Consider the following 18,781-nt stretch of genomic DNA (forward strand, 5'->3'; position numbering starts at 1 on the left):
CGCGCGAAAGGCAGCAGAGTTGTCGCCGGACGATGTGGAGCTTCTGGAATATCTCTTGCTGTTTTACGAGTTGTCGGGACAATACATCTGTGGCGAGGAAGCCGTTGAAATTGCGGAAAAAATTTTGAAGCATGATGCCGCTAACGGTGCAGCTTTGGATATCGTGAGACGCAATCGAAACGGTTAGGTCGCCTTGTGACTTTTTCCGGCTAGCGGTTTATGTATTGGCATCCCGGGGGCCTGATCGCCAAAGCGGCCAAAAGCAAAAAAGACGCGGGATGAGGGAAAGAAATGCTAAACAACAAATGGAAATCGAATATCCCTAGAACATTTCGATACAGAAACGGTCGGGGAAATAACCGGGTATGAAAACAAGCTTTTACACGTGGGAACCTCATTGGTTATAAATACAGAGGGGATGGGGGTATGGTGAATACAGGAAAAACAGGATGGTGATTCCAGTGTAGCGTGTCATCGGATAAACTATTAGAAGGGCAGTTGACTGGTCCCCTATTAACGTTGTTAAGGTGGTAGTATCTAATGAAGAATAAATCTATTTTAGATTTTCCGCATGTTGATAAAACACCCGGCAAGACGTTAATGTGACGTTGAGACGAGCAGAAAATGAAATGGTTACAAAATGCAAGAGATATGGTGAAGTTTTCCCATTGCAATCATACTGGGAAATCCAGATTTAAGAGCCCATTTAACCACAAGAAAATGTATAGAAATGAGGATGAAAAAAATGAACAGCTTCAAAGGCTTTCTGCTACTGGCTTTGATCCTGGCAGGAATTAGCGGATGCGGGGATGCCTCTGAGACGAAGGAAAAAAACAGTGTAGTCGTTGAGAATCCAGACAGGAAAGAGGCAAAAAATGTAGTGATCGGAGAGGATACTTCCCCCTTGCATGATTTGAAAGGTGTACAAAATTTCAAAGACCAATTCACATTTGCGTTTGATCCAACGGTTCATCCAGAGATTGCATACTACAAAAGCGGCGAGACAGTTACCATCGATTTTGGCGGCACAGAATTCGATCATATAACGATTTTGGACGTTCTTTTGGATTCAGAAGGAAAACAATTATATACGGATAAAGAGATCAAGGAGGTGCCCTACATCCATGAAGACAATCACTATCAATTCAAATTAGAGAAGCACTTCGCTTCTGCTTTGGATTCGAATCATGAGAAAAGTAAAACAGTTTACAGAGGGTTTCGAATCAATGCCTATAAGGATGATCAAGAACACCCATTTGGATTTGTAATCAAAACAGATTCATACTAAACCATTGAAAAGCCCCGTTTCATCCGAAAGGGGCTTTTTGAATCTGACGCGGGAAATCCCCGCGTTTTTTCTGTTTTCTAAAAAAGCGCATGATCCCCCTGGCCCGCAGAGCCGGTCTGAACCGAGCGCTCGGGTACATACCGCCCGTAATCCGGAAGCGCGATGCTGTCAAAGTCGTGAACCAGCCGCGCCAGCACTTTATAGCGAGAATCCTGTCTCACCGTGACAAAAGCATTCCCGGCGACCAGCACCCGGTCCTGCTCCCAAAACAAAGAGACGTGGCAAGGGGTATGAATCCCCGCGCTATTCAGAGGTGACTTTTGTTGAAAGGATTTTCAAATTAACGGTATGTCTAGGTGTTTTAAATATATTTATATAAAAATTTACAAAAAGGTAGATAAATCCCAAAATTCTAATGTAAAATAAAGGGAAAATACAATTGTGGAGGTTATCTCAATGCTAGGTAATTTTTTGAAAAATAGCATGATAATGGGTATTTCGGCCGTAATGTTAGTTGTTCCATCCATTGGCTTTGCGAAAGAAAATAAAAACAAGGTATCAACTAAAGAAAAGCTAGAATACTTCGAGCAACAATATGAATCCACTAGAGACTTTGATAAGGCTCTTGAAGCTTTAAGTAATAAGTACGGAAGCATACAAGTGAAGTCTAAAAAGGAAACAACAAAAAAAGTAGAAGGAGAAAACAACTCAGAAATATCACCTCAGTTTGTTTATAACTTTAAGTACGATGAATCCATTATTTATGACGATGATTCGGATCAATATGTTTATCTAGGTGAATGGTGGTGGGGAGATATAGTTGGGAGCCAACCTTGGGACTTTATCGGGGTATTTACAAATAATGAAGACACTATGCCCATCTCGGGTGGGAGCATTTCCATAAAAGGATATGATTACCAAGGGAAAAGAACTGTCTATTTTGATACAGCGGAGGGAAGTAGAACTAAGAAGGGTTCAATTGAACTAGCTACAAGAATTAGTAATGGAGGAGTTGGTTTTTGGTTCAACGAAAAATACGTTGAAAGTGGATTAATCACAGCTTATTTAGAAGATGCTTCTACAAAATTTAACGACAGGATTCAAATGCAGTATGAGCATTCACGCACAAGTACTTCACTAACGGGAATTGGAGGAAGTGCAGGTTTAGGTAATGGTGGGTTTAATGTTTCCTGGCAACGTAGCGTTGAGAAAGATGGACCATATTGGTCGACAGGTGCTTATTTAGAATTGAAATAACTATTACAAAAAAGGTTCCATCCATAGTAAGGGTGGAACTTTTCATGTGAAGACTGGATAATTTTAAGACGGTACGGTAGAAAAATGCTAAAATACAATTAGTTACTTAGTTTACCTATTTTTTCTGGGAATCCAACTTTATCTATTCGGAAAATCTCTAATCATGTTATTGTCACTTTGCAAATTTTTTTTGAAGGGGTTACCCAAAATGAAAAAGCCTATTTTATTTTCACTTGCCTGTATAGTGCTTTTCCTTGTTCTGATGGTAGGTTTTAACCAAAAGTCAATGTCAATAAAAAGTAAAGCATATGAGACTCGGTTTCATTATGCCGAACAATTGTACTCATATGCAATGTTTTATTATGGTTTAAGTGAACTCTTGTCCGAAAACAATCAAGAAAATTTAAGATATTTTATCAAAGGTAATAAAATAGGGCTTGAAAAAAGAGCCATCTATGAAGATGTATCTGAAATAGTATTTAACGACCTTGAACAATATTATAATGATGAAACAAACCAAAAAATAAAATTGATAATTACACAATTAAGAAGTACTACTTTTGATTTGTATGACTATTTCGGTGATAGGTATGAAGAAAAAAAAACTGGCACTTCAATGATGAATGAGTTGAACAAGATGTATTCAATGATATACCCAACCGCAAATAATGACTTAGCAAAATTAAATTTGTACAACTTAATTGTACACCCTGATGAGGTAATTAAAAATCATTCAAAGGAGCAAATTGATGAATATTTAAATAATATAGATTTAACATTGAAGGGATTTGGAAAATAAAGGGTACTCAAGGACTATGGTAGGAGGAAACATTAGAATGAAATAAACCCACTAGAATCGGATTCTTCTTACCGCTAAGCAGATCGGTTTTTTAATACTACCCGCTTAATTATCTTCAAGTCAATTTTTATGTAAACTCTCAACATGCTAATCGAAGGTAGGTACTTAAATAGGTTAGGTACTTGAATAGTTGATGACGACTTTTCTTAATGCAAGAGTTGCCCTGACATTGGCAAACCACCGAGAAGCAAAAACGCGGGAATTCCCCCGCGTTTTCCTGTTGCTAAAAAAGCACACGATCCCCCTGGCCTGCAGAGTCCGTCTGAACGGAGCGCTCAGGCACATACCGCCCGTAATCGGGAAGCGCGATGCTGTCAAAGTCGCGAACCAGCCGCGCCAGTCCTTCTGCCAGCTCTTCACCCGAGACGGGAAGACCGTGACCTGTGACCGCAACCGACGGTCGCAGCGCTTCCAGTTTTGCCACTGAATCGCGGGCGGCCTCCCAGTCAGTCGTAAAGTAGCGGGGCGGACCGGTAATCTCGGTCATTTGTGTCAGCACTTTATAGAGAGAATCCTGCCGGACTGTGACAAAAGCATCCCCGGCGATCAGCACCCGGTCCTGCTCGCGAAACAAAGAGACGTGGCCGGGGGAGTGGCCGGGCGTATGAATCCAGCGCCACCCCGGCATAAACGGAACGGTCCCGTCTGCCGGCAAGCTTTGCAGCCGGCTGCCCAGATCGATGCCTCCGTTCGGGAACAGCGGCGACAGCTTCGCGACCAGACCGCCCTCTACGCCCGCATCCGGCTCGGGGTAATCGGAGGTGCCGTCCAGATAAGGCTTTTCCAGCTCGTGAGCAAAGACAGGAACGTCCCACTGCTCGGCCAGATCGATCACCGCGCCGACGTGGTCAAAATGGCCGTGGGTCAGGACAATTGCCTTTGGACGCGCACCCGGGCCAAAGCGTTTTTCAGCGGCAGCCGCAATGTCGGGAGCCGACTTGGGCATCCCGGCATCGACGAGCACCCACTGCCCGGACTGAGCGTGTGAGACAAAACAGAGGTTTACGACCTGTATGCAAAGGGCGAACACGTCAGAGGCGATCTCCTGGCCGATGCCGCTTGCCGCCGAGGTGACCGGAATATATGTATCCCGCAATGAAATTCCCCTCCCCATCTGTCAATTTTCCCTCTTACTGTTTGCAGTTGGAAGCGAAATTATCATGACGCAACCTGAAACTTGTCGCTCAGCTCATGCAAGCGGCCGGACAGGGCCAGCAGTTCGCTTGCCAGCTTGCGCGACTTTTCGATCGAGGCCAGTTGCTCCTTGGACGTGTGCAGCATCTCTTCCGTGCTCGTCCTGGTCTCCTGGGAAACGGCGACGAACGTTTCGAGCGTGGCATCGACTTCATCCAGGCCGTGAGCGATGCCGGACAAGCCTGTGTTTGCACTCTCCAGCTTGACGGCGGTCCGGTCAATCGTCTGCCTGAGCAGAAGAAAGGCTTGTTCCGCTTCAGAAAGCTTTTCCATGCTTTGCTGCAGTTGCCAGGCGGCCTCTGTTGTTTCCGCGGAAACCGAGTGTGCCTCGCCTTGGATGCTTTGCATCATGCGAGAGATTTCGACCGCTGCGGTTTCCGATTCCCCGGCCAGCTTGGCTACCTCGTCGGCAACGACCGCGAAGCCCCGGCCGTATTGCCCTGCCCGCGCTGCTTCGATGGTCGCATTCAGCGCCAGCATCTTTGTCTGTCTGGAAATGTTTTGGATCAGCCCGACGACGGTTCCAATCGATTCGGATTGTTCACGAAGCGCCGACATCCGGTTGTCAAGCTGCTCGTAGCTCTCGGAAAAACGGCGGATCATGGAGGTGAGGTCGTCGATCCTCTCCTGCCCGTTGAGCGCGACTTGCTCCATCTCCTTTCCGGATAAAAGGACAGAGGAGATTTCCTTAAACATTTCATCCATGCCCGTCTTCATCCGCTGAAAAGAGGCGCTGGCGGACTCCGTGGCGCTGGCCGTTTCCTCGACGCCCCTGTTGACTGTATCCAGCCGAAGGGCCAACAGCGCAGATTGTTCTCCGGCCTCCTCGGCGGCAAGCCGAATCTCGTGACCGTCCCGGTTCAATTTGGTGATCATCCGCTTGATCTCGGTGACGATGTCTGCCATCTGTCCAACCATGTGATTGAAGCTGTCCGCGATGGAGCGGATTTCCGGCCCTTCCTGGCTGAGATCTGTCCGCTGGGTCAAGTCGCCCGTACTGACCTGGCGCATGTTGGCAATCAAGGTCTGGAAGGGCGCTGTGATGCCCCGCACGATGAACCAGCAGAGAATCAGAGAGAGGAGCAGGCACATGGCGATCGTAAACAAGATGTATTTCCCGGTTTGATCAAGGGGAGCAAGGTACTGCTTTTGCGGAACGGCAATGATGTAAATGAAATTTTCCTCAGGCGAGTGACTGTAAGCAAGTGTATGTACGATACCGCCCGCGTTCACATGGGTAACGCCAAAGCGCTGGGCCTGAATCTCTGCGGCGAGCTCCGCGGGAAAGTCAATCGCCTGCTTGGTGATGTTTTCAATCGGTTCAAAACGGCCGTCACGAACGACGAACTGCTGGATATCCAATCCCTTTTGGGCAAGTCCGGCCTGCTGCTGGCGCAGCTCGTACTGCAGCCTTTTCTTGTATGTTTTGTCGTCAGCGGCAAAAGCGAACTTCAACAGCGCGATTTTTTCCGTAATTTTGCGAGTTTCCGAGTCCAATCTCGCTTCCATTTGGGAGATAATCATCTGTTTGGCTTGCAAATAAAACGCGCCCCCGATGATGACGGAGGAAACAAGCAGCAGGCACAGCAGCGGAACGGTGATCTTTGTCTGTAACCGTATGTTCCTGCGGAGGAGGGCGAATGGAGAGGCGAGAGGCGTAAAAACGGAATGTACGTTGATCATGTCAGTCCCCCTGAAAAAATGCATAGTCAGATAGTCCCGCTTTCATTGTAAGGAAGGAATGTAAATCTGGTGTGGATGTATTGTAAACGAATATTAAGGAACAAAACAAAGATTTTATACAGTAATTTCCGAACGTTTGTCGAAGGTATATTTGCTAATTTCCGTTGATAATAACGTATGATTATGTTTTAATGAAATTGAATCGTTCGTGAATTGGTTTGATCATACCCATATCATCGGGGGAAGGTGGCTCCGGAAGTGGAAAAACGAGAACAACTATACGAAGGCAAGGCAAAACGAATCTATCGTACGTCTTTGGACAATCAGTATTGGGTGGAGTACAAGGATGACGCCACTGCTTTTAACGGAGAGAAGAAAGCGACCATCACCGGCAAGGGAGAACTCAACAACCGGATTACCGCGATCTTTTTCACGATGTTGAAAGAGCGCGGCATCGACAATCACTTTATCCGACTGTTGTCGCCCACGGAGCAGCTGGTACGGCAAGTGGAGATCATTCCGCTGGAAGTGGTCGTCCGCAATGTCGCCGCCGGTTCTCTGGCCAAGCGCCTGGGCATGAAGGAAGGCACCGTGCTTCCTCAGCCGGTCGTCGAGTTTTACTACAAGGACGACGCGCTCGGAGATCCGCTCGTCAATCCTTCTCATATCAAGGTGATGGGTATCGCCAGCGAAGAAGATTTGGCTGCACTGGAGCGTTTGGGACTGATGGTCAACGACGTATTGCAGCCGTATTTGCGGGAGAGGGGCATCCTCCTCGTCGATTTTAAATTGGAGTTTGGACGTACACCGGAAGGAGAGATTCTCCTCGCCGATGAAATATCGCCGGACACGTGCCGGTTCTGGGATGCCGAGACGGGGGAAAAGCTGGACAAGGACCGTTTTCGCCGCGATCTCGGCGGAGTAGAGGAAGCGTATCAGGAAATTCTCAAACGATTGGGAGGAGAGGCACATGTATAAAGCTGTCGTGTACGTTACATTGCGTCAAAGCGTATTGGACCCGCAAGGCCACGCGGTAAAAGGAGCGCTGCATTCGCTTGGATTCGACGAGGTGAAGGACGTGCGGATCGGAAGGTACCTGGAAGTGGAGCTGGATACTTCCGACCTGAGCAAAGCGGAGGAACGGGTTTCCGAAATGTGCGAAAAGCTGCTTGCCAACACTGTCATCGAAGACTATCGCTTTGAGATTGTGGAGGGCTGAGCGATGCGTGTAGCCGTTATCGTATTTCCCGGTTCCAATGCTGACGTGGACTTGTACAATGCAGTGGAAGACGTGATGGGAGTGCCGGTCGACTACGTATGGCACGCGGAAAACGACTTGTCCCGCTACGATGTCATTTTGCTGCCAGGGGGCTTTTCCTACGGGGATTACCTGCGCTGCGGCGCCGTCGCCCGTTTTTCCCCAGTGATGGAGCAGGTCATCAAGGCAGCCGAACAAGGCAAGCTGGTCATGGGCATCTGCAACGGCTTCCAGATTCTCACCGAAGCAGGTCTGCTGCCGGGGGCATTGCTGAGAAACCGTTCGCTCAAATTCCGCTGCAAGCTGTCCGCGCTCCGCGTCGAGAACAATGACACCGCCTTTACCCGCGATTACGCGGCGGGCGAGGTCATCCAGATTCCGATTGCACACGGCGAGGGCAACTACTACTGTGATGAAGAAACACTGGAAAAACTGAAGGCAAACAATCAGATCGTGTTCCGCTATAACGGGGAAAACCCGAATGGCTCACTTGAGGATATCGCCGGCATCTGCAACGAAAAAGGCAACGTGCTGGGCATGATGCCCCATCCGGAACGAGCTGTTCATGAATGGATGAGTTCTGCCGACGGACGGCGCATGTTTACCTCGATTCTACAGACATGGAGGGAACGAAACAGTGTCCAAGCTCACTCATAAAGAACCGACTGCGCAGCAAATTGCCGAGCAGAAGCTCTATCGCGAAATCGGTCTCACGGACGAAGAATACCAGAGCGTCGTCAACATTCTCGGACGCCAGCCCAACTGGACGGAAACAGGGCTCTACAGCGTGATGTGGTCGGAGCACTGCTCGTATAAAAACTCCCGCCCGGTTCTGCGCCGCTTCCCGACAACCGGCCCTCGCGTCCTGCAAGGACCGGGAGAAGGCGCCGGCATCGTCGACATCGGCGACAATCAGGCTGTCGTTTTCAAGATCGAAAGCCACAACCACCCATCTGCTATCGAACCGTACCAGGGAGCGGCAACAGGAGTAGGCGGCATCATCCGCGACGTGTTCTCCATGGGAGCACGCCCGGTCGCTTTGCTCAACTCGCTGCGCTTCGGGGAACTGACAACCCCGCGCGTCAAATACCTGTTTGAAAATGTAGTCGCCGGTATCGCTGGTTACGGAAACTGCATCGGGATTCCGACTGTCGGCGGCGAAGTCAACTTCGACCCTACGTATGAGGGGAACCCGCTCGTCAACGCGATGTGCGTCGGTCTGATCGACCACGACAAGATTCAAAAAGGGGTGGCCAGCGGCATAGGCAACCCGGTCATTTATGTGGGAGCGAGCACGGGCCGTGACGGAATTCACGGGGCTACCTTCGCTTCTGAGGAATTGAATGAAGAATCGGAGAAAAAGCGCCCCGCTGTGCAGGTGGGCGATCCGTTCATGGAAAAGCTGCTGCTCGAGGCATGCCTGGAATTGATCGACACCGGACTTGTCGTAGGGATTCAGGACATGGGGGCGGCAGGGCTGACCTGCTCCAGCGCGGAAATGGCTTCCAAGGCGGGCAATGGAATCGAGATGAATCTCGACCTGGTGCCGCAGCGGGAAGCAGGCATGTCCGCGTATGAAATGATGCTGTCCGAATCGCAGGAGCGCATGCTCGTCGTCGTGGAAAAAGGCAAAGAAGCAGAAGCAATCGCTCTCTTTGACAAATGGGGGCTGGCTTCCGCTGTCGTGGGAAAAGTGACGGATGACGGCTTGCTGAGGCTGGTTCATCACGGCGAGGTGGTCGCGGAGGTGCCGGTGAAAACGCTGGCGGATGACGCTCCTGTGTACCATCGTCCTTCTAAGGTTCCCGCTTACTACGAGGCGAATGCCAAGGTGGATCCAGTGGCGGCGATCAGCGAACCAAGCGATTTGAATGAAACGCTCAAAGCTTTGCTGGCCCAGCCGACGGTAGCCAACAAAGCATGGGTTTACGAACAATACGATCATATTGTCCGCGCAGGCACAGCCGTCAAGCCAGGCTCGGACGCCGCTGTCGTGATGGTTCGCGGCACGCGCAAGGCACTTGCGATGAGCACGGATTGCAACGGACGCTACGTGTATCTCGACCCGCAGGTGGGCGGTGCCATCGCCGTAGCCGAATCAGCGCGCAACGTTGTCTGCGCGGGCGCCGAGCCGCTGGCGGTCACAGACTGCCTGAACTTCGGCAGTCCGGAAAAGCCGGAAGTGTTCTGGCAGTTTGAAAAAGCGGTTGACGGCATGAGCGAAGCATGCCTGGCGCTGAATGCGCCTGTCATCGGAGGAAACGTCTCTTTCTATAATGAGCGGAGCGGGGATGCGATCTACCCGACCCCGACTATCGGGATGGTCGGTCTGATCACGGATGTGGATCATATCACCACGCAGCATTTCAAAGCTGAGGGAGATGTCGTCATCCTGCTCGGCGAAACGCTTGCCGAGCTGGGCGGAAGCGAGTATCAGAAATATGCGACCGGCGCTATTTCCGGCCGTCCGCCTCAGCTGGATTTGAAGAAAGAGGCCGCTGTGCAGAAGCTGGTGCTGGACGCCATCCGCAAAGGGCTGGTCAAATCGGCTCACGACTTGTCGGAAGGCGGTCTCGGCGTAGCGCTTGCGGAAGCGTGCTTTGGAGAAAACATCGGCGCGACTGTTTCCTTGACCTCTGAGCTGAGAGCAGACGTGCTGCTGTTCAGCGAATCGCAGTCCCGCATCCTGATCAGTGTCGCCAAGGAGAAGGCCGATCAGGTGCTGGCCTTGGCCGGCGAGCTGGGTGTGCCTGCACAGGCAATCGGACAGACGGGCGGAGAGCAACTGGTGGTGAACATCAACGGGGTCGAAGCTGTACACGCACCGCTGACAGCTTTGAGGGCCGCATGGAAGGATGCGATTCCATGTTTGATCGGGTAATCTGGGACAAACTGAACGAAGAATGCGGCGTTTTTGGCATCTACAACCACAAGGAAGCGTCACCGCTGACGTATCTGGGGCTGCACGCCCTGCAGCATCGCGGTCAGGAGAGCGCAGGCATCTGCGCCTCCGACGGCGAGCGCTGGTACAAACACCGCGGGATGGGGCTGGTGACGGAGGCGTTTGCCGGTGTGGATCTGCAAACCTTTCGGGGCAACATCGCCATCGGTCACACACGCTACACTACTGCGGGTTCGAGCAAGATCGAAAACGCGCAGCCGCTCTTTTTCCGCTATGCCCACGGCAGCATGGCTGTGGCGCACAACGGCAACCTGGTCAACGCTTCGGTTCTCAGAAAGGAGCTGGAGGCAAAGGGCTCGATCTTTCAGACGACCAGCGACACCGAGGTGATCGCGCACTTGATCGCCCGCTCCAAAAGCAGCGATTTGACAGAGGCCGTCCGCGAGGCACTGCAGCATATCAAAGGAGCCTACGCACTCCTCGTCATGAACGAAACGCAGCTGATCATCGCGCTGGATCCAAACGGTCTGCGCCCGCTTTCTCTGGGGCGTCTCGGCGAAGCGGTTTGCGTGGCATCGGAGACATGCGCGTTTGACATCATCGGCGCCCAGTACTGGCGGGACGTTCAGCCGGGTGAATTAATCGTGGTCGACGAGGACGGTGTTCACGAGTCTACGTTTGCCGAAAACACGAAACGCTCCATCTGCACGTTTGAATATATTTACTTTGCTCGTCCGGACAGTGACATCGACAGCATCAATGTCCACATGGCCCGAAAGCGTTTGGGGAAACAGCTTGCCCTCGAAGCGCCTGTGGAAGCCGATGTCGTGACCGGCGTTCCCGATTCGAGCATTTCCGCCGCGATCGGTTTCGCGGAGGCGACGGGAATTCCTTACGAGCTGGGCTTGATCAAAAACCGCTATGTGGGACGCACCTTTATCCAGCCGACGCAGGAACTGCGCGAGCGCGGTGTGTACATGAAGCTGTCTGCCGTTCGCAAGGTGGTCGAGGGCAAGCGAGTGGTCATGATCGACGATTCGATTGTCCGCGGGACGACGAGCAGCCGGATCGTGCAAATGCTTCGCGATGCGGGGGCAAAGGAAGTCCACGTCCGTATCAGCTCGCCGCCTGTCATGAACTCCTGCTTTTACGGCATCGACACCTCGACGCGCGACGAGCTGATCGCTTCCTCCAAATCGGTGGAAGAAATCCGCAAATTTATTGGCGCTGATTCGCTCAGCTTTTTGACAATCGAAGGCATGATCGACGCGATCGGCCGCGAGGATGGCTCGCCCAACCGCGGCCACTGCTTGGCCTGTTTCAACGGACAGTATCCGACAGAAGTGGAATACGAAGCGGCGCTGCCTGCAGATAAGTGCTAACAAGCAGTCCGCATACGTTTTCTAAAGTGAAGCATACAACCAACCTCTACCGATGGAGGAGAAACCATGAGTGATGCATACAAGCAAGCGGGAGTAGATATAGAGGCGGGCAATCAGGCGGTCGAGCGCATGAAAAAGCACGTCAAACGGACATTCCGGCCGGAGGTGCTCACTGATCTGGGCGGGTTCGGCGCTCTGTTTCGCCTCGATACCACCAAATACAAAAAGCCGGTGCTCGTCTCGGGGACGGATGGAGTGGGCACCAAGCTGAAGCTGGCTTTTGCCATGGACAAACACGACACAATCGGGATCGACGCGGTTGCCATGTGCGTCAACGATGTTGTGGTGCAAGGAGCGGAACCGCTCTTTTTCCTCGACTATCTGGCATGCGACAAGGTCGTTCCGGAGAAAATCGAAGCCATCGTCAAGGGGATCGCGGACGGCTGCGCGCAGGCGGGCTGCTCCCTGATCGGCGGCGAAACGGCGGAAATGCCCGGCATGTATGCCGAAGGCGAGTACGACATCGCCGGGTTTACGGTAGGCGTGGCAGACGAAGACAAGCTGATTACCGGCGCTTCGGTGCAGTCGGGCGACGTGCTGATCGGGCTGGCCTCAAGCGGTGTCCACAGCAACGGCTTTTCGCTTGTCCGCAAGGTTTTGCTGGCTGACCGCGGCCTTTCTTTGGGCGAGCATATGGACGTCCTCGGCAAAACATTGGGAGAGGAGCTTTTGACCCCTACGCGCATCTACGTAAAACAGATCTTGTCCCTGCTGGATGCGGTCGAGGTAAAAGCGATGGCCCACATTACCGGAGGCGGCTTTACGGAAAACATTCCGCGCGTATTGCCGGAGGGGACGCAGGCGGTCATCGACGTCGGAACGTGGCCGGTGCTGCCGATCTTTTCCCTGGTGCAGGAATCCGGCGATATTTCCTGGAGCGACATGTACCGCACGTTCAACATGGGCATCGGCATGATCGCGGCCGTCAAGCCGGAGGATGCCGAGCTGGCGATGGAAACGCTGAAGCAGTCGGGCGAGCAGCCGTACCGGATCGGCCATGTTGCTGCCGGAGAACGAAAGGTCGTATACAACGGGGTGGCGTGGTGAAACGAATAGCCGTCTTTGCCTCAGGCAGCGGCTCCAATTTTGAAGCGGTCGCACAAGCGGCAAAAAGCGGCCGACTGACGGGAGCCGAGGTTGCCCTGCTCGTATGCGACAAGCCAGGCGCCGGCGTTTTGGAACGGGCGGCGCGGCTTGGTGTGGATGCGTTTGTGTTCGATCCGAAAGCATACCCGGACAAGGCCGCTTTCGAGCGGGAAATCGTCGCCGAACTGCAGAAGAGAGAAGTCGAGCTGGTCGTACTGGCCGGATATATGAGGCTGGTCGGAGATACGCTGCTTCAGGCATACGAGGGGCGCATGATCAACCTTCATCCGTCGCTGCTCCCTGCGTTTCCGGGCAAGGATGCCGTCGGCCAGGCACTTTCCTACGGGGTAAAGATAACGGGGGTAACGGTGCATATGGTCGATGCCGGACTGGATACCGGTCCGATCATCGCGCAGACACCCGTAGAAGTGCTGGAGGGTGACGCGGCCGAGAGCTTGAGCGCTCGGATTCATCAGGTGGAGCATGGACTGCTCGTCGAGGTCATCGACAGACTGCTTGCAGGCCGGGTAAAAGTGGAAGGGCGTCATGTCCGTCAGGAAACGAAGTAGGTTGTACCGTGCTGTACGAATCAAAGTAAAAGGGTGTCTCACCAGTCAGTTGATGACGATGGGCACCCTTTTTTGCGTTGTGGAAGGGGCAAGCTGAAGGCCCGGGCACTATTCTATCACCATTTGCCACGAACCCTTCAACAGGAAGCGCGGTTCCCCTGCCTTCATCGAACTCCGCAATTTTTTTCCAAGCGGCGATAAAAACGTCGCTTACGCACTCTTCAATGTCTTCCCGGCTGCCGATGCCGCCGATGATCCGGTGCACAAGGGCGTAGACGTTCTTTCCGTACACGCTCATCGCGTATTCCAAAGCCATCGGATTAACGGTTCTTCAGTTCATTTGCCAGGTTCTCTTCGCTGATGTTCATTTCTATCCACGCCGGTCCCCTTTCAACGCTCGTTTCTTATGTTTATCAATAACTACGCCGCGATTTTGGCAAAACACTCAAACTGTATGGGAATAAACTGTTCGCGATCTCGCTCAGAAGAGCAAACGAGAAGAAGCGGAATGTTCAGTTTTTCCGGTATAATGGAGCGAAGTACATGGAAGGGGAGGAAACACATGGATAAGCTCATACATAAGAGCGTACGGCTGTCCTGCAGTCCTGAGCAAGCTTTTCAATTCTTCACCAGGAGCGAGCATTTGGCCAGTTGGCTGACCAACGCCGCCGAGGTGGAGCCTGCAGTGGGAGGCAAATACGAGCTGTTCTGGGCACCGGACGATCGCGAAAACGACAGCACCATCGGCTGCAAGGTACTGGCTCTCGAGGAGAACAGGCTGCTTGTCTTTGAATGGAAAGGGACAAAACAGTTTGCCTCGCTGATGAACGAAGCTCGTCCGCTTACCCATGTCGTCGTATCTTTTATTCCGGAGGGGGAAGGGACGAACATTCAGCTTGTCCACAACGGATGGGGCTGCACAGAAGAATGGGACGCCGCGCGCGGCTGGTTTGAACAGGCGTGGAACATGGCGCTGGCCGGGCTTGCGAAGTACGCGGACGCCCAGCCGGTCGCAAAGTGCTGTGAATAAAAAAAGCCATAGCTGCCCGGTCTCGGCTGTCCCCTCAAAAAAACGGGCGTAAGAACGCTTGTCTGGAAAAACTTTTTGCCTGCCCTGACATAGAGTAAAGGGAAGGTGGAAATAAGGAGGGGCCAGATGAACGGGGACTTCGTAGCCGATCTGTTGGGCAAGCTGAGCAAAAAAACGGGCCGGGAGTGGACGCTGACCGACATCATGAAGCTGGCGGAAAAACTTCCTAAAAACGGGAGCGGAAATATTGAGTCAGTTTTGAGCGAGCTGTCGGGTATGGGCCTTGATTTGTCGGACGAAACCAAAGAGAAGGTCAGGCAGCAGGTTCAGGACGGCAAATCGTTTTCTCCAGATCAGATCGAGGAATTGACGATCACGCAGAAGAAGGAAAAACGAGAGCGAAAAAAATCGTCCCCCAAGGCCAGTGGAAAGGTGAAAAACGTTTCTTTGGCGGAGCGGATCAAAAAGATGCAAAGCCGCAAAAAGAAGCGGACCTGACGGTGCACATGCTGCATCGAAGGCGAGAAGGGAACGGAAAAAATGCGCAGTCGAGTGTGCCGCGGCACTGGAGGCTGCGTTTTTGTTTTGTCCGAACGAAACTTGATAAAAACGTACAATTATGTTTTAATATATTAGTAATGTTCGTGTTTTTTGAATCCCTTTTTGAAAAAAAGTCGGGAGGTTCTATTCGTGAGTGTGAAAAAAGCACTGATTAGCGTTTCGGACAAAACTGGGTTGGTTCCTTTTGCGCGCCGCTTGGCTGCTGCTGGGGTCGAGATCATTTCTACCGGCGGGACGGCTTCTCTTCTCAAGGAAGCGGGCATTCCTGTCATTGGCATTTCCGATGTGACCGGTTTTCCAGAAATCATGGACGGACGCGTCAAGACGCTGCACCCGAATATTCATGGAGGTCTCTTGGCTGTACGCGACAACGAGTCGCATATGCGGCAGCTGAAAGAACTGAACATCGACACGATCGATCTGGTCGTGGTCAACTTGTATCCATTCAAGGAAACCATCGCGAAACCCGGCGTTACGTACGCCGAGGCGATTGAAAATATTGATATCGGCGGTCCGACGATGCTTCGCTCTGCCGCCAAAAACCATCAATTCGTCACAGTGGTTGTCGACTCTGCCGACTATGGGAAAGTAGCTGAAGAAATCGAGTCAGCTGGCGATACGGCGCTGGAAACGCGCCGCTATTTGGCCGCAAAGGTATTCCGTCATACAGCCGCTTACGACGCCTTGATCGCAGGCTACCTGAACGAACAGGTGGGAGAGGCATTTCCAGAGCGCCTGACGGTCACGTATGAAAAGGTGCAGAATTTGCGATACGGGGAAAATCCGCATCAGCGGGCCGCTTTCTATCAGGAGTCGCTCACTGGCCTGGCTGGCGTATCCAAAGCCGAGCAGTTACATGGAAAAGAGCTTTCCTACAATAATATTAACGATGCCGATGCGGCCCTCGCGATTGTCCGTGAATTTGCCGAGCCCGCGGTCGTCGCGATCAAGCACTCCAATCCGTGCGGCGTCGGCATCGGCGGCGATGTCCGCGAGGCGTATCAAAAGGCTTTTGAAGCCGACCCGGTTTCGATCTTTGGCGGGATCGTCGCGGCCAACCGTCCGATCGACAAGGAGACGGCCCTTTTGATGAAGGAAACCTTTCTGGAAATCATCCTCGCCCCCGATTTTACAAAGGAGGCGCTGGATATCCTGACTGAAAAGAAAAACCTGCGTCTCTTGCGGCTCCCGGGTCTGGCGTCCGGCCAAAAGGATGCCGCGGCTGTCCTGCGTGTGGCACCGGTGGCCGGAGGAGCGCTGGTTCAGGATTACGATCTCAAGCAGCTGGCCGATGAGGATATTCGCGTAGCCACTGACCGAGAGCCTACAGCGGAAGAGCTTGGGCAGCTGAAATTCGCCTGGAAGGTGGTCAAGCACGTCAAATCCAACGCGATCGTTCTGGCGGCGGACAACATGACCATCGGCGTAGGAGCCGGCCAGATGAATCGCGTCGGGTCCGCCAAGATCGCGATCGAGCAAGCAGGTGAAAAAGCGCGCGGTTCCGTACTGGCCTCGGATGCCTTTTTCCCGATGCCCGATACCGTCGAAGCCGCGGCAAAAGCGGGTATTACCGCGATTATTCAACCGGGCGGCTCCGTGCGCGACCAGGATTCCATCGACGCCTGCAACCGTTTTGGGATTGCCATGGTCTTTACTGGTGTGCGACACTTTAAGCATTAATAGAGAGAGTACACAGGAGGGAATACGATGAACGTACTGGTAATCGGCAGCGGCGGCCGCGAACACGCTATTGTCTGGAAGCTGGCGCAAAGCCCCAAAGTGAACAAGATTTACTGTGCCCCCGGCAATGGAGGAACGGCTCTGCTGGCGAAGAACGTGCCGATTCCCGTTCAAGATTTTGCTGCACTGGCTCAGTTTGCCAAGGACGAAGGTATCGATTTGACGGTAGTAGGCCCGGAGGACCCGCTTCTGGGCGGCATTGTCGACTTTTTCCAGGAGCGCAGCCTGCCGATCTACGGACCGACCGCCCAAGCTGCGAAAATCGAGGGAAGCAAATCGTTTGCCAAGTACTTGATGAAGCGATACAACATACCGACAGCGAGGTATGAATCCTTTATCGATTACGAATCCGCGCTCGCCTATGTGCGCGACCAAGGAGCGCCAATCGTCGTAAAAGCAGACGGACTCGCCGCAGGAAAAGGGGTCGTGGTCGCTGAAACGCTGGAAGAGGCGGAGCGGGCGTTGTACAGCATTATGGAAGAGAACGCATTCGGCCAGGCAGGAGCCCGGGTGGTGATCGAAGAGTGCATGCGCGGAGAAGAGCTGTCCCTTCTCTCCTTTGTCGATGGAGAGACGGTAAAGCCGATGATCACCTCCCAGGACCACAAGCGGGTGTTTGACAACGATCAAGGTCCCAATACCGGAGGAATGGGCACCTATGCGCCGGTTCCGCACATGTCTGCGGAGCTTGTGGACGAGATCGTGGCAAAAATTGTCCAGCCGATGGCAACAGGAATGGTACGGGACGGCATCCCGTTTCGCGGCGTACTGTACACCGGCTTGATGATCACTTCAGAGGGGCCGAAGGTCGTGGAATTCAACGCCCGATTCGGCGATCCTGAAACGCAGGTCATCCTGCCGCTCCTCAAGACCGATCTGGTGGACATTTGTACGGCGACGGTCAACGGCGAACTGGCTTCCCTCGATGTGGAGTGGAAGCAGGAGAGCGCGGTCTGTGTCGTCATGGCGGCCCCCGGCTACCCCGGCGATTATCCAAAAGACTCACTCATTAACGGATTGGAGCGCCAACAAGCTGGTGTTGCCGTCTTCCATGCCGGGACGAAGCAAACGCCAGAGGGCACGGTTACGAGCGGCGGCCGCGTACTCGGCGTGACCAGCATCGGCAAAGACCTGCAGGAAGCAAGAGCGGCTGCATACGAGGCGGTGCGTTCAATCTCCTTCGAAGGCGCCCACTACCGAACCGACATCGCCGCAAAGGCGCTGGGCAAACGGTAAGCTCATACGAGAAGCGAGAACGAGTCTGTTGGAATGGGCTTGACCTGTTCGCAAAATAAAATGCTGCTGCAAAAGCAAACAAGCCTCCAATCCTGTAGAAGCGGATTGGAGGCTTGTTTTGTTTTGTCTTGTGATAGCCCGGCAGAACTCAAAAGCTGTAGAGATGAAAATGGAGAAAACGAAAAGGTCTTTGGGACAGATACCCAGGCGGAATGGAAAAAGGGGAACGCGCTTTCAGCGGCCAACTCTGAGAAACTCCTTGGAAGAGGCTGCTTTTGGCCGCGGTTCCCCTTTTGGAATGCAGCCGGACAGAGCGGCCCCCAGCAAGTGTCCCACCGAACCTGGAGCGTTTTCTCCATTTTCATCTCCTGCACGAGAGCCCGATCCAACCAACGCTTTTACCCCGATCTCCTCCCGAGCAACTTTTGCCTTTGCGCGTCTTCCTAAGAACTGAGACAGCAAATAAACACCCAGAAACAGCACCATGCACCCGGAAGACAAGCGGCACATCACCGCATAGCTAAAAGCCGAAGCGACCTGCTTGATCATCCACGCCTGAATCGACGGCTGAGTAATTCCGTAGCCCAGACCGTAAAATAAGGCTGCCGTCAGCAGCGTAGTGAAAAAAGCGCGCCGATCGGCCGGACTCACTTTTTTCTCAATCAATCCCTTCCGC

19 protein-coding genes and 1 pseudogene are annotated in these 18,781 nt (G+C 52.7%); 15 read left to right on the top strand and 5 right to left on the bottom strand.

Going from position 1 to position 18,781, the window contains the following annotated elements:
• Positions 1-19 precede the first annotated feature (19 nt).
• Positions 20-187: a hypothetical protein gene (locus Q3F21_RS20515; protein ID WP_340257258.1), complete on the top strand. Its 168-nt coding sequence runs from the start codon at positions 20-22 to the stop codon at positions 185-187.
• 558 nt (positions 188-745) lie between these two features.
• Complete coding sequence (locus Q3F21_RS20520; RefSeq protein WP_340257260.1) at positions 746-1,288, top strand: hypothetical protein; 543 nt, start codon at positions 746-748, stop codon at positions 1,286-1,288.
• A 77-nt stretch (positions 1,289-1,365) separates the two neighbouring features.
• On the opposite strand, the pseudogene Q3F21_RS20525 reads toward Q3F21_RS20520, so the two are convergent.
• A pseudogene (locus tag Q3F21_RS20525) lies at positions 1,366-1,581 on the bottom strand (MBL fold metallo-hydrolase); the annotation flags it as partial.
• Positions 1,582-1,744: 163 nt separating this feature from the next.
• Between Q3F21_RS20525 and Q3F21_RS20530 the strand changes: the two are divergent.
• Positions 1,745-2,545: a hypothetical protein gene (locus Q3F21_RS20530; protein WP_340257262.1), complete on the top strand. Its 801-nt coding sequence runs from the start codon at positions 1,745-1,747 to the stop codon at positions 2,543-2,545.
• Positions 2,546-2,753: 208 nt separating this feature from the next.
• A complete protein-coding gene (locus Q3F21_RS20535) occupies positions 2,754-3,344 on the top strand; it encodes a hypothetical protein (RefSeq protein ID WP_340257264.1) in 591 nt (196 codons plus the stop codon).
• 283 nt (positions 3,345-3,627) lie between these two features.
• On the opposite strand, the gene Q3F21_RS20540 is transcribed toward Q3F21_RS20535, so the two are convergent.
• Entirely contained in the window at positions 3,628-4,500 is an 873-nt protein-coding gene (locus Q3F21_RS20540; RefSeq protein WP_425341287.1) for an MBL fold metallo-hydrolase, read from the bottom strand.
• 62 nt (positions 4,501-4,562) lie between these two features.
• Positions 4,563-6,281, bottom strand: a complete 1,719-nt coding sequence (locus Q3F21_RS20545; RefSeq protein WP_340257268.1) for a methyl-accepting chemotaxis protein — start codon at positions 6,279-6,281, stop codon at positions 4,563-4,565.
• 258 nt (positions 6,282-6,539) lie between these two features.
• Here Q3F21_RS20545 and purC point away from each other — a divergent pair, with 258 nt between their 5' ends.
• The 7 genes from purC (at position 6,540) to purN (ending at position 13,538) form a co-directional block, all read left to right on the top strand.
• Positions 6,540-7,259, top strand: a complete 720-nt coding sequence (gene purC, locus Q3F21_RS20550; protein WP_340257270.1) for a phosphoribosylaminoimidazolesuccinocarboxamide synthase — start codon at positions 6,540-6,542, stop codon at positions 7,257-7,259.
• The gene (purS, locus tag Q3F21_RS20555) at positions 7,252-7,500 is read left to right on the top strand and encodes a phosphoribosylformylglycinamidine synthase subunit PurS (RefSeq protein ID WP_003389459.1); all 249 of its coding nucleotides are present in this window, start codon (positions 7,252-7,254) and stop codon (positions 7,498-7,500) included. Before purC ends, purS begins: the two co-directional genes overlap by 8 nt.
• A 3-nt stretch (positions 7,501-7,503) precedes the next feature.
• Positions 7,504-8,196, top strand: coding sequence for a phosphoribosylformylglycinamidine synthase subunit PurQ (gene purQ, locus Q3F21_RS20560; RefSeq protein ID WP_340257273.1), 693 nt, complete (start codon positions 7,504-7,506; stop codon positions 8,194-8,196).
• Complete coding sequence (gene purL, locus Q3F21_RS20565) at positions 8,177-10,420, top strand: phosphoribosylformylglycinamidine synthase subunit PurL (RefSeq protein WP_340257275.1); 2,244 nt, start codon at positions 8,177-8,179, stop codon at positions 10,418-10,420. Before purQ ends, purL begins: the two co-directional genes overlap by 20 nt.
• Positions 10,405-11,823, top strand: coding sequence for an amidophosphoribosyltransferase (purF, locus tag Q3F21_RS20570; protein ID WP_340257277.1), 1,419 nt, complete (start codon positions 10,405-10,407; stop codon positions 11,821-11,823). The genes purL and purF overlap by 16 nt, the downstream gene beginning before the upstream one ends.
• Before the next feature lie 66 nt (positions 11,824-11,889).
• The gene (gene purM / locus Q3F21_RS20575; RefSeq protein ID WP_340257279.1) at positions 11,890-12,930 is read left to right on the top strand and encodes a phosphoribosylformylglycinamidine cyclo-ligase; all 1,041 of its coding nucleotides are present in this window, start codon (positions 11,890-11,892) and stop codon (positions 12,928-12,930) included.
• Entirely contained in the window at positions 12,924-13,538 is a 615-nt protein-coding gene (gene purN, locus Q3F21_RS20580) for a phosphoribosylglycinamide formyltransferase (protein ID WP_425341288.1), read from the top strand. The genes purM and purN overlap by 7 nt, the downstream gene beginning before the upstream one ends.
• Here the strand turns inward: purN and Q3F21_RS27510 are convergent.
• Positions 13,471-13,854, bottom strand: coding sequence for a sigma factor (locus Q3F21_RS27510; RefSeq protein ID WP_425341289.1), 384 nt, complete (start codon positions 13,852-13,854; stop codon positions 13,471-13,473). The two genes, purN and Q3F21_RS27510, sit on opposite strands and share 68 nt — an antisense overlap.
• 246 nt (positions 13,855-14,100) lie before the next feature.
• Here Q3F21_RS27510 and Q3F21_RS20585 point away from each other — a divergent pair, with 246 nt between their 5' ends.
• The 4 genes from Q3F21_RS20585 (at position 14,101) to purD (ending at position 18,105) form a co-directional block, all read left to right on the top strand.
• Positions 14,101-14,568, top strand: a complete 468-nt coding sequence (locus Q3F21_RS20585; protein ID WP_340257283.1) for an SRPBCC family protein — start codon at positions 14,101-14,103, stop codon at positions 14,566-14,568.
• Positions 14,569-14,694: 126 nt separating this feature from the next.
• Positions 14,695-15,066 (top strand): hypothetical protein, encoded by a 372-nt coding sequence (locus Q3F21_RS20590; RefSeq protein ID WP_340257285.1) that lies wholly within the window; start codon positions 14,695-14,697, stop codon positions 15,064-15,066.
• Positions 15,067-15,258: 192 nt separating this feature from the next.
• Positions 15,259-16,809: a bifunctional phosphoribosylaminoimidazolecarboxamide formyltransferase/IMP cyclohydrolase gene (gene purH, locus Q3F21_RS20595; protein WP_340257287.1), complete on the top strand. Its 1,551-nt coding sequence runs from the start codon at positions 15,259-15,261 to the stop codon at positions 16,807-16,809.
• 27 nt (positions 16,810-16,836) lie between these two features.
• The gene (gene purD, locus Q3F21_RS20600; RefSeq protein WP_340257289.1) at positions 16,837-18,105 is read left to right on the top strand and encodes a phosphoribosylamine--glycine ligase; all 1,269 of its coding nucleotides are present in this window, start codon (positions 16,837-16,839) and stop codon (positions 18,103-18,105) included.
• A 234-nt stretch (positions 18,106-18,339) separates the two neighbouring features.
• Here purD and Q3F21_RS20605 read toward each other — a convergent pair whose 3' ends face one another.
• Positions 18,340-18,771, bottom strand: coding sequence for a hypothetical protein (locus Q3F21_RS20605; protein ID WP_340257291.1), 432 nt, complete (start codon positions 18,769-18,771; stop codon positions 18,340-18,342).
• Positions 18,772-18,781 lie beyond the last annotated feature (10 nt).

This window comes from Brevibacillus borstelensis, from assembly GCF_037834415.1.
Taxonomy (GTDB): Bacteria; Bacillota; Bacilli; order Brevibacillales; family Brevibacillaceae; genus Brevibacillus; species Brevibacillus borstelensis_A.